Genomic DNA, 16,487 nt, shown 5'->3' with positions numbered 1-16,487 from the left:
AAAAAGGCTGTAACGCCTTGAGGTTATCCCTCATGACGTTACAGCCTTTTTTATTTCTATACATCCATTGTCACAGCGTTTTCTACTGCTTCAAGCAAAGTACCGTCTTCCAAAATGCCCGTAATCTTTTCTAATTCCTTAAACATTTCAATATCCTTATCGTAATCGATAAATGCATTGCTCTTGCGAATGGCATCATAAGCGGCTTTAGTACCTTTACCTAACGTTGCCTGTTCCTCCCGCAAATCAATAGCCTGACAGGCAGCTAATAATTCTGTAGCGACTACGCGCCGTACATTTTCCACAATTTCACCAGCTTTTCTAGCTGCATGAGCCCCCATACTAACCAAATCTTCTTGGTTTTCACAAGATGGAATAGAATCTACCGACGCCGGATGCGCCAGTACTTTGTTTTCACTTACTAAAGCTGCTGCCGCATACTGCGTAATCATAAACCCGGAGTTTAATCCGGAATGCTTAACCAAGAATGACGGGAATCCGCTGAGAGAGTTATTAAGCAAGCGTTCCAAACGGCGTTCCGATACATTAGCAATTTCCGCTAATCCTATTCCTAAGAAATCAAACGGTAACGCCATCGGTTCTCCGTGGAAATTGCCACCGGAAATTACATCACCATCCGGCAATACTATTGGATTATCCGTGACAGAATTAATTTCAATATCAACCTTTTCTTTAACAAAGGCTAATGCATCCTTAGAAGCTCCGTGAATTTGCGGTACACAGCGCAATGAATACGGATCCTGCACGCGCAATTCACCTTGCTTTGTTACATATGTACTCCCCTTTAATAAAGTTCGTAAGTTACGTGCCGTATCCAGCTGACCTTTATGAGGACGGATACTATGAATACGTTCATCAAATGCATCGATGATACCTCTCATAGCTTCCAGCGACAAGGCTGCTGCCACATCACTTAACTTGAGAAGGCAAATACCTTCCCACAACGCCAACGCGCCTACCGCCGTCAATACCGGTGTACCATTAATTAATGCCAAGCCTTCTTTCGCTTGTAAAGCAATAACAGGTATACCTGCTCTCTCCATAGCTTCTTTTCCCGGCAATAACTGTCCTTCATATTCTGCATCGCCTAACCCCAACATAGGCAATACCATATGAGACAGCGGAGCTAAATCACCAGAAGCCCCCAGTGAACCCTTTTCCGGAATATACGGATGAACACCTTTATTAATCATGGCAATTAACGTTTCCAGTGTTTCTAAGCGAATACCGGAATAACCTTTGACAAGTGCGTTTGCTCTGATAAGCATCATGGCACGCGTTAATTCACGACTGAAAGGTTTCCCGAATCCACAAGAATGTGTGCGAATTAAGTTTTCTTGCAACTGTGAGCAATCTTCCTTTGAAATATGTACGCGACATAACGATCCAAAGCCTGTGGTAATTCCATATACTACAGCTTCGCTATTTACGATAGAATCCACTATAGCACGGGAATCTACAATCTGCTGTACTGCTTCTTCACTAATACGAACCGTTGCATCGTAACGTGCCACCGCTACTAACTCTTCCAACGTCAAGTCATGTCCGGTTAATACAACCTCTTTAATCGCTTTCACACTGTAAGTCATAATTGCCTCCTATCTGTCCTAGCCTAGTAAAAGGGCACCGATAACGCCACCAATAAAGAGCGGGATATCGTAGAATATAAATGTCGGAACACAAGTGTCCCAAATATGATTATGCTGTCCATCCGCATTAAGACCGGATGTTGGTCCCAATGTGGAGTCCGATGCCGGCGAACCAGCATCGCCAAGAGCTGCGGCAATACCGATTAAGAGAATAATAGACGGTACGGAGAAGCCAATTTCAATCCCCATCGGAATATAGATGGAAGCAATAACCGGAATTGTACCAAAAGAAGTACCGATCCCCATGGTAATCAACAAGCCTACTGCCAACATCAAGCAAGCTCCGGCAAACTTAGAATCAATAACGGAAGTAGTAGCTGCTACTAAACTCTGAACCGACTGTGTTTCACGAAGTACATTAGCATAGCCGGCTGCAATGAGCATAACAAAAGCTATAAAGCCCATCATGCGAACCCCACCGTCAACAGTCGTATCCATTTCTTTCCAACGAATGCAACCGGTAAGGAGCATAACTGCCAAGCCACAAATAGCGCCAATAGGAAGCGATTCAAAATAAAGCTGTGCTACAAAAGCAACGGCAGCACCCAATAATGCCATCCAGCATTCCTTTGTCATCTGTGTATCTTCCGGATTTTCATCGGCACCGATTACCGGCAAGTCCTCATAGTCACGCTTACGACTATACGCAATCGTCGCTAACACAAGGCCAACTAACATGGAGGCACCGCCAATCCACATAACCGCTGAAATATCGCTGATGCCTACATCAACACCGTTCGCTACCATCTGATCTTTAATAATTGTCATAAATAATAGCCCAAAACCAACCGGCAACGATACATATGGTGCTTTCAAACCAAAGGTCAACGCACAAGCTACGGCTCTCCGGTCGAGCTTCATCTTATTCATCAAAATCAGCAGTGGCGGAATAAGTATCGGAATAAATGCAATATGTACCGGAATTAAGTTCTGCGAGAAGCAAGCAATAAAGGCGATCAAGAATACAAATGCTGTTTTCTTTCCGCCGATTACCTTCGTAATCTTACGCGATACAACGCCGGCCAGTCCCGACCGTCCGATAGCAACCGCTAAAATACCTAACAAAATGTAGCTGAGAGCTGTTTCTGAGTTACCACCCATACCATTGATCAAGGATCCTATGGTATCCGACAACGACATTCCGCCGCTAAGTCCGGCCACAATACCGGCGACCACAATAGCTAAGAGGACGTTCATCTTCAGCAAACACAGCACTGACATAACAATGACCGAAATCACTATAGGATTCGCCAAAATTTCCATACACGCTCAACTCCTTTACACTAAACCACTAAACCTAGTACCTTATGCGGATATATAGAATACTGTATATCCTTTATATTATGTAAATAGTATAGCTTGCAGTAGCCTTAAAAGTGTCAAAATTCTACTTGATTTTCAAGCTTGATTTTTTTGACTCTTCGTCACGAAAAAATAAAAAGAAGGTCTCACTGTCGATAATTCATCGATGGTAGACCTTCTTTGGACGTTTTTTATTTGACTAAAGAGGTAAATAAATAAACATAAAAACCAATCTCTCGATTTTGTTATTCATTAACCATAGATTCTATCGTTTTACGTTCATGTGTATCACGGTAGACATCTAAATATCGCAATGCCCGCCCTCCGTACATAGAGGCACTGCCACGATAGTGGCGACTGATTTCCGTAGACGGATACTCCTTCTTAATGAGCGCAATAGCCATATTCACATAACCTATTTCCTGCGGATTATTCATCATGGCCAATTTAGCCATAGCATCATCTAAAAATTGGATGGCTTTCTTTTCGTCCCCTTCCTTCATAGCCAGCAAAGCCATATACGACTCTACGATAGGACGGCGCCAATAAAAATCATAACGATTAAAGAAATTATAAGCCTGTTCAAAATATTCCTTAGCCTTATCGTATCGCCCCAAGCTATAGGCGGCAATACCTGCATTACAGGAGAACACCACCCAAGAGCTGTACGCTTGTTGATTTTTACAAATCTCCAACGCCTTATCATAATATTCAATAGCTTCTTCAAACTGTCCCGAGCCACGCCTTATCTCACCGATATAATTATAGGCAGCTGCAATGTTAAGTGCATAGCGTCGTGCCACAGTCTGTGTCACCATGAATGTAGCAATAGATTCATTTAAAAGTCGTTCTGCTTCGGCAAAATCGCCTTGCATAATCATATTCAATCCTTTTAGGCGCAACAAAATCCCAACTTCTTTATGGTAATTACATTCCACCGCCAAATCCAACGCAATCTCCAAATAGTTTTTCATTTCCTCGGCATTGCCAATCTGAATATCATAATAAATCATCTGCTTATAACCCATAAGCGCATAATCGCGATTATTCATTTCTAAGGACTGTTCAATAAGATCAAGAATATAGCGAACGCCCTTTTCATATTTTCCTTCACGAATAAAGTAACGTCCGATAAGGTGTAAATATACCAATTCTAAGTTGCGTACCTCCGGTGTCGCACCGTACGTCTGCCGAATCCGTTCCATCATTGCCTCAACACTTTCTAGATATTGCAACGTATCTGCTTCCGTAAAGTAGCTGGCACCACCTGTCTGCATCGGTTCAGCTGTTCCCAGCACAGGGAATAGTTCATGACTGAAGTTCAAATAATACATTAAACTCTTCAATTTATAGCGACCCATCATGACAAGATCACCGGCTTGTTCAAAATGATATTCTAAGTGTTGATAAATATATATATCCTGTTTAGAATGAGTCAAACGCTTTTCCCATAACCCGGATAAATAACCATGTAAAATTTTCCATTTTTCCGGCGATAACTGCTTTTGAACAAATTCTTTCAGCTTCTGCTGCGTTACTTCATAGATAACCTCTGTCTGCTGTGGAATCGGCGAAATTAAATTTTTGCCCTCCAGCACCTCCAAACGATCTAACAACTGGAGATTATCCATCTGCATGTATTCGGATATCATAGCTAACGGTGCACCACCGTAGAAAAGCGAAATAAAATCTAAAATCTTTTGCTGCTCTTCTGTCAATGATAAACAGGTCGCTTTAAAAATCGTCTGCATATTATTCGTCAAACTATCAAAGCGTCCCGTAGACTCCAGTGCGTGCAAACATTCCATCAATAAAAATAGATTTCCTTCCGTTTCAAGCTGCAATCGCTGTATAAGATTGTCATCTACCTCCATAGATAAATGTCTGGATTCTACCAAGCGCCGAATATCCTTTTTAGTAAGCGGATTCAATACGGTAATATGCAGCCGCTTATACATAGCCACGGAAGTAACAAAATGCTGAAAATCCTTTTCTCGCGAATCCCTACCGGTCAACAGGAAAATAAGACGGTCTGACTGTTTTCGCAAAATTAAACTATTTAACAACGATAAACTGAGTGGATCCATCCATTGTATATCTTCAAATACAATGACTAACTTCTTCTCGGCCGACGCAATATCAAGTACTGACGAAAGTGTATGGAACAGAGAATCGAATTTTAAAATATCTTTAATTTCCATAAGGCCTAAATCGCGGTCAATACTCATATCCATTTGTGGGAATAAAGTATAAATACGATTCAATTCGAAATCAGGCACCTCCGTACCTCGTGAGCGCAATAAATCTACCAAGCCTTCCATAATTCCCGTCCAAGGATGTAATAAGAAGTTACGTTCCATCTGATAACAATTAGTTTGTATAACTGCCACTTCATCAGTCAACACGCTGAGCGCAGCATCCTTCAAACTGGTTTTGCCACTACCGGCATCCCCCATAATCATCAAAGCCTCACCGGTACGTCCACGCAAAAATGACCACATGTGCGTGCTCAGTTCTTCAAACTCAGTTTCACGACCGATTGGCACCGAAACACCCTTGCTAAATCCGGGCTGTGTATCATCTTTTTGTAACGCCTGCCTGATAATGCTATCAATTTCTTCCGGCACCGAAGCGTGCAACTCACGTGTAAAAATATCTTTCATGGATTCGTATAATTCCATGGACTGTTGCATCTTACCTTGTTCACAATAGGCGCGCAATAAAATAGCGTATACACCTTCATCGTAAGGATTATAGTTGAGTAATATCTGTCCGTAACGTTCGATGACGGTAAAATCTTTCTTTTCCGCCGCTTCTTCGATTTTAGCACGCACTGTGTCCATATACAGACCCTTGAGTCGGTTACGTTCCGCCAGATACCAGTCCTCGTATTCCACCGAATCCTTAATGAAAAAGCCCTGCAAAAAATCTCCCTTATACAGATCAAGATTTTCTTCCGGATTCTCCTCAAAACGCTTAACATCAATATCAAACTCTACATCAGGATTCACTTTGATAATGGCCTTGCGCGGTGAAATAAAAGTTTCCGAGCCTAACATTTTTTTTGCTTCATAAATTGCATTACGTAAATTTTTACGTGCTACGGTATCGGGCTTGTCTGCCCATAATATACCGCTTAATTCATCGCGCATAACCGTACCGCGCACTAAAATGTAATATACCAATGCATTTACTTTGTTATACGAGAAGAATACTTCTTCTCCATCCTTGATAATAACCGGCGTACCTAAGAAGCGCGCTTCTAATTTACATGCCATACCTATCCCTCACTATACACAAAGCAATACTTTCCTTATATCGCTTACACCAATCGTCAAATTATACCGTCAAAAGAAAGCGTCAAATAATTTCGTCAAATAATCTTTCTCTTGATTCCCTATGCCCCTCATATACGCCTATTATAACAACAAATACGATGATATTACATAATTTAATGTCATTTTTCATAAAAATCACTATAACAATTTATCATAATTCTCTCTACTATGCTAAAGTTATGCAACAAAAAAAGCGTTCTTCCCTTATATATAAGAGAAGAACGCCTCATTACCATGGCTTATGCGCGATGAACAATGTCACCGTTTTTAATTACCGTTTCCACTATATTCACGCCCGTGTGGTACGGTAAGAATTTATAAGAGGGGTATTGCAGAATCACCAAATCTGCCTGTTTGCCCACTTCAACAGAACCGATTCTATCCGCTCTGTCTACGGCAGCCGCACCATTAAGCGTCAATGCCGTAATTGCTTCTTCCGCTGTCATGCCCATATAAATAACAGCCAAAGCAATCATCAGTGGTACGGAGTTTGTAAAGCCGCTACCCGGATTAAAGTCAGTCGCTAATGCCACCGCACAACCGGAATCAATCATCTTACGCGCAGCCGCATAAGGTTCTTTTAAGCAAAATGCTGTCGTCGGCAACAGCGTAGCCACTACCCCATTATCAGCCAACGCTTTAATTCCTGCCTCCGATGCATGCAACAAATGATCTGCCGATGTACATTTCAGCTCACCGGCCAATTCAGAGCCACCAAAAGTAACAATTTCATCAGCATGAATTTTTAACTTAAAGCCCTGCTCTCTTGCAGCTGTTAACAATTTGCGACTTTCTTCAATGGAAAATACACCTTTTTCGCAGAATACATCGCAAAATTCGGCTAACTTTTCCTTTGCTACCGTTGGCATGACATCGCGTAGTAAGAAATCGATAAACTCATCATTTCTATCTTTGTAACTTGGAGGTACAGCATGAGCCCCTAAAAATGTCCGCACAATACTCACCGGCTGTAGCTCTTCCAAGCGTTTCATTACACGCAACTGCTTGAGTTCCGTATCATAATCCATGCCATAGCCACTCTTGCCTTCTACGGTGGTAATGCCGAAGGCTAACATCTTCTTTAAGAAATCCAAACTGTGAGTAATTAATTCATCTTCCGACGCTTCTCGAGTTGCTTTCATGGTATTAGCAATGCCACCACCGCGTTCCATGATGTCCATATAGCTCATACCTTCCATGCGCCATAGAAATTCATCGGCCCGATAACTGCCGAACACGAAATGGGTATGTGAATCCACAAATCCCGGTAAAACGGTCTTTCCCTTAGCATCAACCTGTCGCTCCGTAGGAATTTCTTTCTCCCATGCCGGATTATCACCAATAGCAACAATTGTACCATCTTCTATTAAAATCGATTGATTTTCATAGATAGCAACATCTTTCATATCCGCCCCCCGAACGGCTGAATGTCCTTTAGGGGTAACGATTTGCGATGCGTTTTTTATCAATAATCGTTGTGTCATACATCCTCGCTTTATCCATTAGATATAACTGTACGAAAGATAGTCGGGAGATACCATCCGCAACTATCTTCCGTCAATTTCAAATCAATCCTTTACTACTTTTGCCGTAGGATACACTTTGGCTACGGCCGCTTTAACTTTTGCATCATCTGCTACATAAGGAATAGTAATATGACCAATGCCTTCCCGCGTTTTATTAAAAGCAACAGCGGTTTCCATAGCATGTTCATTACGTGCCCACGAACGACGAGCTACACCACCGATAACATCCCACGACAAGGCAGAACGAATAATTTCATCAACGCGATGGCTGCCATCTAGGACGAGGCCAAAACCACCATTAATAGCTTTACCTATACCGGTACCGCCTCCGTTATGCAAAGCTACCAAACTCATACCACGAGCCGCATTGCCGGCATAGGTTTGAATAGCCATATCCGCCATAACATTAGATCCATCCTTAATATTGGATGTTTCGCGGAACGGCGAATCCGTCCCTGATACATCATGATGGTCACGACCCAGCATAACCGGTCCTATTTCACCTTTGCGCACCAATTCGTTAAACTTCAATGCAATGCGTACACGACCTACTTCATCCTGATACAGAATACGTGCCTGTGTACCAACGACCATTTTATTTTTTTCCGCATCACGAATCCAATTATAATTATCGCGATCCTGATAACGGCGATCGACATCAATACATTCCATAGCCGCCATATCTGTCTTATGAAGATCTTCCGGCTTACCGCTAAGGCATACCCAGCGGAACGGTCCATAGCCATAATCAAATAACTGCGGCCCCATAATATCTTCTACATAGCTTGGCCAAATGAATCCATCCTTTTCATCGATCCCATTCTTAGAGATTTCCTTAACTCCGGCATCATATACAGCTTTCATAAAGGAGTTACCATAGTCAAAGAAGTAAATACCTTTTTCCGTTAATCGTTTCAATGCACGGAAATGAGCCTGTAAGGTTTTATCTACGAGTTCTCTGAACTTCACCGGATCATCGGCCAGCATCTGCGTGCGTTCTGCAAAGGTAATTCCCCGTGGACAGTAGCCACCATCATACACATTATGGCAAGAAGTCTGGTCGGATATTAAATCTACATGAATATCATTGTCCGCGATGTATTCCAATAAATCTACAATATTGCCGTGATATGCATAGGCTTTGCCTTCACCGGCTTTCATAGAAGCCTGTGCCATAGCAATCACTTCCGGTAACGATTCGGATACACCTGAAATCCAACCTTGGTCCAAACGCGTTTGGATTCGTGACGAATCAACTTCAGCGATAATAGCCACACAGTTAGCAATTTCTGCAGCCTTACCCTGAGCTCCGCTCATACCACCAAGACCGGAGGTAACGAACAGCTTACCCGTTAAATCGCCGTCTACCGGAATGCCTAACTTCATGCGGCCGGCATTTAAAATCGTATTGAATGTACCGTGAACAATGCCCTGCGGTCCGATATACATCCAACCGCCGGCTGTCATTTGTCCATAATTGGCTACACCCATTTCTTCTGCAATTTCCCAGTCTCTCAGGTTGTCAAACATCCCTATCATCATACCATTGGTAATGATAACCCGTGGTGCTTCCGGTTTGGAACGGAACAAGCCCACCGGATGACCGGAGGCTACTACCAAGGTCTGATCCTGTGTTACCTCTTCTAAGTACCGTTTAATTAATAGATACTGCATCCAATCGTGACAAACACTTCCTGTTTCACCATAGGTAACCAATTCATACGGGTACAGCGCTACCGCAAAATCGAGGTTATTATCAATCATAACCTGAAATGCTTTGCCTTCTACGCATTTGCCTTTGTATTCATCAATCGGCTTGCCGTGAAGATTTCCTTCCGGGCGGAAGCGATATCCGTAAATTCGTCCGCGAGTTGTTAATTCTTCCAAAAACTCCGGAATCAGTTCCTCATGATACTCTTCCGGAATATAGCGCAACGCATTTTTCAATGCAATTTCCGTTTGTTCTTGTGTCAAACGGAACCCTCTATCCGGTGCCCGACGGATACCCTCTTTGAACGGTTTCGGTTGCGGTAATCCATTAGGAAATTCAAGTTTAATCGTCATAGCCTCTGCAATTGCTGCATTATTCATTTGGAGCACCGCTCTTTATTACATAAACCATCTATTCCGCGCCATTAGGCATTTCTTATGATTATGGTATCCTCTTTTCATCTGAAAAACGTCTAATACCTTTCAGCTTTACTTGATTTTTAATTTTAAAGCTATTTTTCATCTTATTTCCCATTTCCTAGCAATGACTTATCTCTGACAATCGATGCTCCTTGTCATAACAGTACGAAGTAGCAGTTGCTCGTAAAGGCTATTCGCCATGCCCTATCTTCTATAGTCGATTCGCCTTGTTATTACAGTATGAAGGAGCAGTTGCTCGTAGAGGCTATTCGCCATGCCCTATCTTCTATAGTCGATTCGCCTTGTTATTACATTATGAAGGAGCGGTTGCTCGTAGAGGCTATTCGCAAGACCTAGCCTCCTAGAGCAACCGCTCCTTCATATGTTCTTAACAAAAGAATTGTCAACTATACCACAACTATACCGTTCTCTGTAAATATTCATCCATGGCTGCCGCTGCTTGTTTACCGGCACCCATAGCTAAAATAACTGTAGCCGCACCTGTTACTGCATCACCACCGGCAAAAATTCCTTCCCGCGTAGTTGCTCCGGTCGTTTCATCTACAATAAGACCGCCCCATTTATGTGTATCTAACCCTTTTGTAGTTGAGCGAATTAATGGATTAGGCGATGTTCCCAACGACATAATAACCGTATCGCAAGGAATGATAAATTCCGATCCCGGAATTTCCACCGGACGCCGACGACCCGATGCATCGGCTTCACCCAGCTGCATCTTAATACATTTCACACCGGTAACCCAGCCCTTATCATCATGCAAGATTTCCACAGGATTTGTTAAAAGATTAAATTCAACGCCTTCTTCTTTTGCATGATGGACTTCTTCCGCTCTCGCCGGAATTTCATCCTCGCTGCGCCGATACACAATCTTTGACTCGGACCCGAGACGCAATGCCGTACGGGCTGCATCCATCGCCACATTGCCGGCACCGACGGTAACACATACCTTACCGATAGCAATCGGTGTATCATACGTATCATCATACGCCTGCATCAAATTCGCCCGCGTTAGAAATTCATTCGCCGATAAAACGCCGTTAGACTGCTCGCCGGGAATGTGCATAAACTTTGGCAGCCCTGCACCGGAGCCGATAAAGACTGCTTTAAAGCCTTCTTTTTCCATCAAGTGATCAATGGTCACCGTACGACCTACAATAACGTCCGTTTCAAATTTCACACCTAAATTTTTAATATTTTCTACTTCCTTATTTACAATGCGGTCCTTCGGCAGGCGGAACTCCGGAATACCATAAGCCAATACACCGCCTAATTTATGCAAGGATTCGAAAACGGTTACATCATACCCTTTTTTCGCTAAATCTCCTGCGCAGGTAAGACCGGCCGGGCCGGAACCGATAACGGCTACTTTAATTCCCTTAGATGCTTCTTTTTCACCAAAGACCACCCCATTTTGTAGATTTGTATCCGCCACAAAACGTTCAAGCTTCCCGATTGCTACCGGCTCAAATTTAATTCCCATTACACAGGCACCTTCGCACTGCTCTTCTTGCGGACACACGCGCCCACAAATGGCCGGCAACGCACTTTGCTTAGAAATAATACGACCGGCTTCTTTTATATTGCCCTCCTTCAAGGCACTTATAAACCCCGGTATATTAATATGTACCGGACAGGCCTGAACACAACGAGGAATTTTACAATTTAGACAACGATTGGCCTCTAAAATGGCTTCTCGTTCATTATATCCATAGCATACTTCTTCAAAATTGCCGGCGCGGACCGCGGGATCCTGCTCTCGCACCGGTACGCGTTTACTTTTGTCACCGGGTACCAATGACTCTACAGGAACATCGGCCTCACAAGTACAATTCGGATTCGGATGGAGGGCATCCATTTCACGTACCAGCTTACGGCCTTCTTCCGTCTTATACATACTTTGTCGCTGCATAGCATTATCAAAGTCAACTAAATATCCATCAAACTCCGGTCCGTCTACACAGGTAAATTTCACTTCATTGCCAATAGTAACGCGACAAGCCCCGCACATCCCTGTACCATCAACCATGATAGAGTTAAGAGATACCACGATAGGTATGCCCAGCTCTTTAGCTGCCAAGGTGGCAAACTTCATCATAATCATCGGACCAATCGCTACGATGTGATTGTACTCTTTGCCATCTGCAATAAGCTGTTTCATACATTGAACAACATTACCATGAAAGCCATAGCTCCCATCATCAGTTGCCAAATATAAATTCTCTGCCACCGACCGCATTTCATCTTCATAAATAATGATATCCTTTGTCCGTGCGCCGATAATTACATCGGCTCCTATGCCGCGCGACTTCAAATATTTAACCTGCGGGTATACCGGTGCCGTGCCTACACCGCCGCACAAGAAAAGAATTTTTTTCTTTCCCAATTCTTCATCATTCAATTCGGTTAAGTCTGTAGGATTCCCTAACGGTCCTACAAAGTCGGTAACAAAATCGCCTGCTTCCAATTTTGCTAACTTCTGTGTGGAATCACCTAAGGTCTGAAATACAATACTTACCGTTCCCTTACGACGATCATAATCAGTAATCGTCAGCGGTACACGTTCACCGTATTCACCGTGTTTGACAATAACAAATTGTCCCGGTAAAGCCGACTCTGCCAATCTTGGTGCCAAAATATCGAATTGATACATATTGGTATGAAGCTGTCGTTTCGTTATAATTTTAAACAAGAGAACTCACTCCTTTGTACAGCCCGATAGGGTCCCTAATATGTTCGCTGCATCCCTAACCTCTACCTCTGACACAACAAACGTCATCCGTTATTAATCAAACTCATTGTACAACACATTTAAGAATAATTAAAATGATATTTGCTCATAATTCTTCTTGATAATTGAAAGCGTTTGATTTATAATGATGTCATAAGATAATAACTATCTCATACAGTCATAAGCGTGTGATTCCGGCTGTACCGGCTTTGATAGCGATACGACTAGACACGCCTTGGGGTAGATTTTTGTTCTACTTACAGTTAGGAGGTTTCATTATTATGGCTTACTCTACTTTTAGTATCCCTAAACAGGTAATCCATGGCAACAATGCATTGGAGTTTTTATCCACCTTAGAAGGGAAACGTGCCAGTATTGTTACGGGCGGTCATTCCATGAAGCGTTTTGGTTTTCTTGATGAAGCGAAAACCCAATTGGAAAAGGCCGGTATGGAAGTACAAATTATCGACGGTGTCGAACCGGATCCTTCTATAACTACCTGTAAAGCCGGCGGTGCTAAGATGGCCGAATTCCAACCGGATTGGATTATCGCCTTAGGTGGCGGTTCTCCTATGGATGCCGCTAAGGTAATGTGGGTATACTACGAGCATCCGGGATATGATTTCATGGAGCTTGTTCGCTTTAATTTCCCACCGCTTCGGACGAAGGCTAAACTGATTTGCATTCCTTCTACTAGCGGTACTGCTTCGGAAATCACGGCCTTCAGTGTAATCACCGATACGGACAATCACATCAAATATCCGTTGGTCAGCCCGCAAATTGTACCGGATGTAGCCATTTTGGACGATCGTATTCCGGCAAAGATGCCTCCGCTTATTACAGCACAGACCGGTATGGATGTTATGACACATGCTATCGAAGCTTACGTATCAACCGCAGCCGATGATTATACCGACCCGTTAGCTCTTCACGCCATTCAATTAGTTTTCGAATATTTGGAAACAGCTGTGAAAGAACCGACCAACATGGTAGCTCGTCAGAAAATGCACGATGCCTCCACTATGGCAGGCATGGCATTTAGTAACTGCTCACTCGGTATTGTTCACAGCATGGCTCATAAAATCGGCGGCGAGTTCCATCTTACTCACGGAGAAGCCAATGCATTAATGCTTCCTTATATCATTCAATTCAATAAGAAAGCCACCAGCAAATATGCTCGCTTGGAAGGTATCCTCGGTATCGACAACCTAGAGCATGCCATTTGGAACCTCAATGCTCGCATTGGTTTAACGAAAACAATTCAGGAAGGTACGAATACCGTCATTAAAGAAAACGATTTTCTTGCAGTCCTCGATCGCATGAGTGAACGCGCCGAAGCAGATGCTTGCACCTTGACGAATCCGCGCAAACCATCGGTAGAAGATATTAAGAACATTTATAAAGCTGCTTACTACGGCAAAGATGTAAACTTCTAAGTCCGTAGTTGATATAGCCGTTCCCATGCGCCTGTACACCGCATGGTGATACAAGCCTATAAGCATACAAAAAGGCCACCGTGTAATCATTGATTGCACGGTGGCCTTTCACTATTTTATATTTTATGGTTTATATTTTATAGCAATTAATTACCATAGTTGCCATCTTCGGCAGGGAGTGCTTTACGAGCTACCCCTGTTTTGATAGCCATTTCGGCAACAGCCTTTGCTACTGCCAACGGAACGCGTTCGTCAAATGCATTGGCTACTACATAGTCTTCACGAAGATCTTCATCAGCCACCAAATCTGCTAATGCGTCAGCAGCGGCCAATTTCATTTCATCGTTAATCTTGGACGCATGTACATCAATAGCACCACGGAACAAGCCCGGAAATACGTTTACATTGTTAATCTGGTTCGGAGCATCGCTGCGACCGGTACCGGCAACACGCACACCACAAGCCTTAGCAACATCATACATAGCTTCCGGTACGGGATTAGCCATAGCAAATACGATAGCATCCTTAGCCAGACTCTTAAGAATATCTTCGGTGAATACACCGGCTGCCGATACACCTAACAATACGTCAGCGCCTTTAGCCACTTCCGCAAGCGTACCTGTTTTTTCTTCCTGACCTAACAATTTAATCATTTCTGCCTGCAGGGAGTCGAGGCGTTTGTAGTTTTTATTAAGTACACCAGAGCTTACCATTAAGGTAATATCACGGGCACCAGCTAAGTAAAGAAGACGTGCAATATTAGCACCGGCTGCCCCGGCACCGTTAACTACGATTTTAACCTTGGCCAAATCCTTCTTTACAAAACGAAGTGCCGCTTTAACACCTGCCAAGCAAGCGATGGCAGTACCATGCTGATCATCATGGAATACAGGAATTTCCAATTCTTCCTTTAAGCGGTTTTCAATTTCATAGCATTTCGGGGACGAAATATCTTCCAAATTGATACCGGCATAGTTTTTCTGTACCAATTTAACGGTATGAATGAATTCTTCCGGATCTTTGGTGTCGATAACGAGAGGAACGCAGTCAACATTACCAAATCGTTTGAATAACAGCGCTTTCCCTTCCATAACCGGCATAGCCGCTGCCGCACCGATATCGCCAAGACCGAGTACGCGGGTACCGTCGGAAATTACGGCAACCATATTGCTGCGGCATGTCAAATCAAAGGATAATTCTTCATTTTCTTTAATGCGCAAGCACGGTTCTGCAACCCCCGGAGTGTAGGCAACGGATAAATCATGAGAATCCTTTAGCGGATACTTCGTTCCCGTGGTTAAAAAGCCACCCAATTCCAATTTCTTTTGTACTGCTTCTTCTCGTACGTCCATGTTTGATTCCTCCTATCGCTTATTGCTTTAAGGTCGGTAAATTCCTCCCATAAAAAATCTCTGTCATCTCTTGCTTCAACAATTGCTTAATATGTTTGCGTTCCCGTGCGGATAAATCGTCTTCGGTAATGCCGAACAAGTAGTTATTCAGGTCGTACTCTTTAAGCATCATCTTCGTATGGAAGATATTTTCCTGATATACGTTAACATCAATCATATTATAAAGGTTCTTTGTTTTAGCATTAATATAATTCTGAATGGAATTGATGCGGTGATCGATGTAAATTTTCTTACCTGCTACATCTCGCGTAAAACCGCGTACGCGGTAATCGAGACTGATAATATCAGAATCAAAGCTGTCAATTAAATAATTAAGCGCATTCAACGGGGAAATCTGACCGCATGTAGATACGTCGATATCGGCACGGAATGTACTGATACCTCGATACGGATGACTTTCCGGGTAGGTATGAACCGTCAAATGACTTTTATCCAAATGACATACAACATCTTCCTTATGTACTTCTTCTTCGGAAATCAGAATCGTAACACTCGCCCCTTGCGGATCGTAATCCTGCTTGGCCACATTTAAGATATTGGCACCGATGATATGAGATACTTCGGTTAAGATATCCGTCAAGCGCTGGGCATTATACACTTCGTCAATATACTCGATATATTGGCGCTTTTCTTCTTCTGTTCGCGTGTAACAAATGTCATAAATATTAAAGCTTAAAGTTTTTGTCAAATTGTTAAATCCATAGAGCTTCATTTTCTTTATAGGCTTAACGGATGTTTCCATGATGTAATGTACACCTTCCTTATCAATACCAAACTCATTATAGCGAAATTCTTCGATATATTCAAGAGTTTCGATTTATAAAATTATATATACTCATAAAACGACAGGCAGTCATTATAAATCCCTATCTCTGTAAAACAACATGCTATCCTATATTAACTATCTTCTTTGCCTGACAGCAT

The 16,487-nt window shown here is 42.8% G+C and carries 9 protein-coding genes; 1 reads left to right on the top strand and 8 read right to left on the bottom strand.

Going from position 1 to position 16,487, the window contains the following annotated elements; translation table 11 throughout:
- Positions 1-56: 56 nt before the first annotated feature.
- The 6 genes from hutH to G344_RS0105190 form a co-directional block, all read right to left on the bottom strand.
- Positions 57-1,610 carry a histidine ammonia-lyase gene (hutH, locus tag G344_RS0105215; protein WP_205088132.1) on the bottom strand — a complete coding sequence of 518 codons (1,554 nt, stop codon included), beginning with the start codon at positions 1,608-1,610 and terminating at the stop codon, positions 57-59.
- An 18-nt stretch (positions 1,611-1,628) separates the two neighbouring features.
- Positions 1,629-2,933, bottom strand: coding sequence for a Na+/H+ antiporter family protein (locus tag G344_RS0105210; protein WP_028255284.1), 1,305 nt, complete (start codon positions 2,931-2,933; stop codon positions 1,629-1,631).
- 284 nt (positions 2,934-3,217) lie between these two features.
- Positions 3,218-6,250, bottom strand: a complete 3,033-nt coding sequence (locus G344_RS0105205) for an AAA family ATPase (protein ID WP_028255283.1) — start codon at positions 6,248-6,250, stop codon at positions 3,218-3,220.
- A 299-nt stretch (positions 6,251-6,549) separates the two neighbouring features.
- A complete protein-coding gene (gene hutI / locus G344_RS0105200; RefSeq protein ID WP_028255282.1) occupies positions 6,550-7,794 on the bottom strand; it encodes an imidazolonepropionase in 1,245 nt (414 codons plus the stop codon).
- A gap of 84 nt (positions 7,795-7,878) precedes the next feature.
- On the bottom strand, positions 7,879-9,927 hold the full coding sequence (locus G344_RS0105195; RefSeq protein ID WP_028255281.1) for a urocanate hydratase: 2,049 nt from the start codon (positions 9,925-9,927) through the stop codon (positions 7,879-7,881).
- A 457-nt stretch (positions 9,928-10,384) separates the two neighbouring features.
- Positions 10,385-12,676, bottom strand: a complete 2,292-nt coding sequence (locus tag G344_RS0105190; RefSeq protein ID WP_028255280.1) for a bifunctional dihydroorotate dehydrogenase B NAD binding subunit/NADPH-dependent glutamate synthase — start codon at positions 12,674-12,676, stop codon at positions 10,385-10,387.
- Between the two features lie 320 nt (positions 12,677-12,996).
- On the opposite strand from G344_RS0105190, the gene G344_RS0105185 reads away from it, so the two are divergent.
- On the top strand, positions 12,997-14,151 hold the full coding sequence (locus G344_RS0105185; RefSeq protein ID WP_038155006.1) for an iron-containing alcohol dehydrogenase: 1,155 nt from the start codon (positions 12,997-12,999) through the stop codon (positions 14,149-14,151).
- 146 nt (positions 14,152-14,297) lie between these two features.
- Here G344_RS0105185 and G344_RS0105180 read toward each other — a convergent pair whose 3' ends face one another.
- Positions 14,298-15,503: an NAD(P)-dependent malic enzyme gene (locus tag G344_RS0105180; protein ID WP_028255278.1), complete on the bottom strand. Its 1,206-nt coding sequence runs from the start codon at positions 15,501-15,503 to the stop codon at positions 14,298-14,300.
- A 19-nt stretch (positions 15,504-15,522) separates the two neighbouring features.
- A complete protein-coding gene (speD, locus tag G344_RS0105175; protein WP_028255277.1) occupies positions 15,523-16,305 on the bottom strand; it encodes an adenosylmethionine decarboxylase in 783 nt (260 codons plus the stop codon).
- Positions 16,306-16,487: the final 182 nt, after the last annotated feature.

It is taken from the genome of Veillonella magna DSM 19857 (assembly GCF_000428745.1).
Classification (GTDB): domain Bacteria; phylum Bacillota; class Negativicutes; order Veillonellales; family Veillonellaceae; genus Veillonella_A; species Veillonella_A magna.
This window is presented reverse-complemented; position numbering and strand designations above follow the sequence as displayed.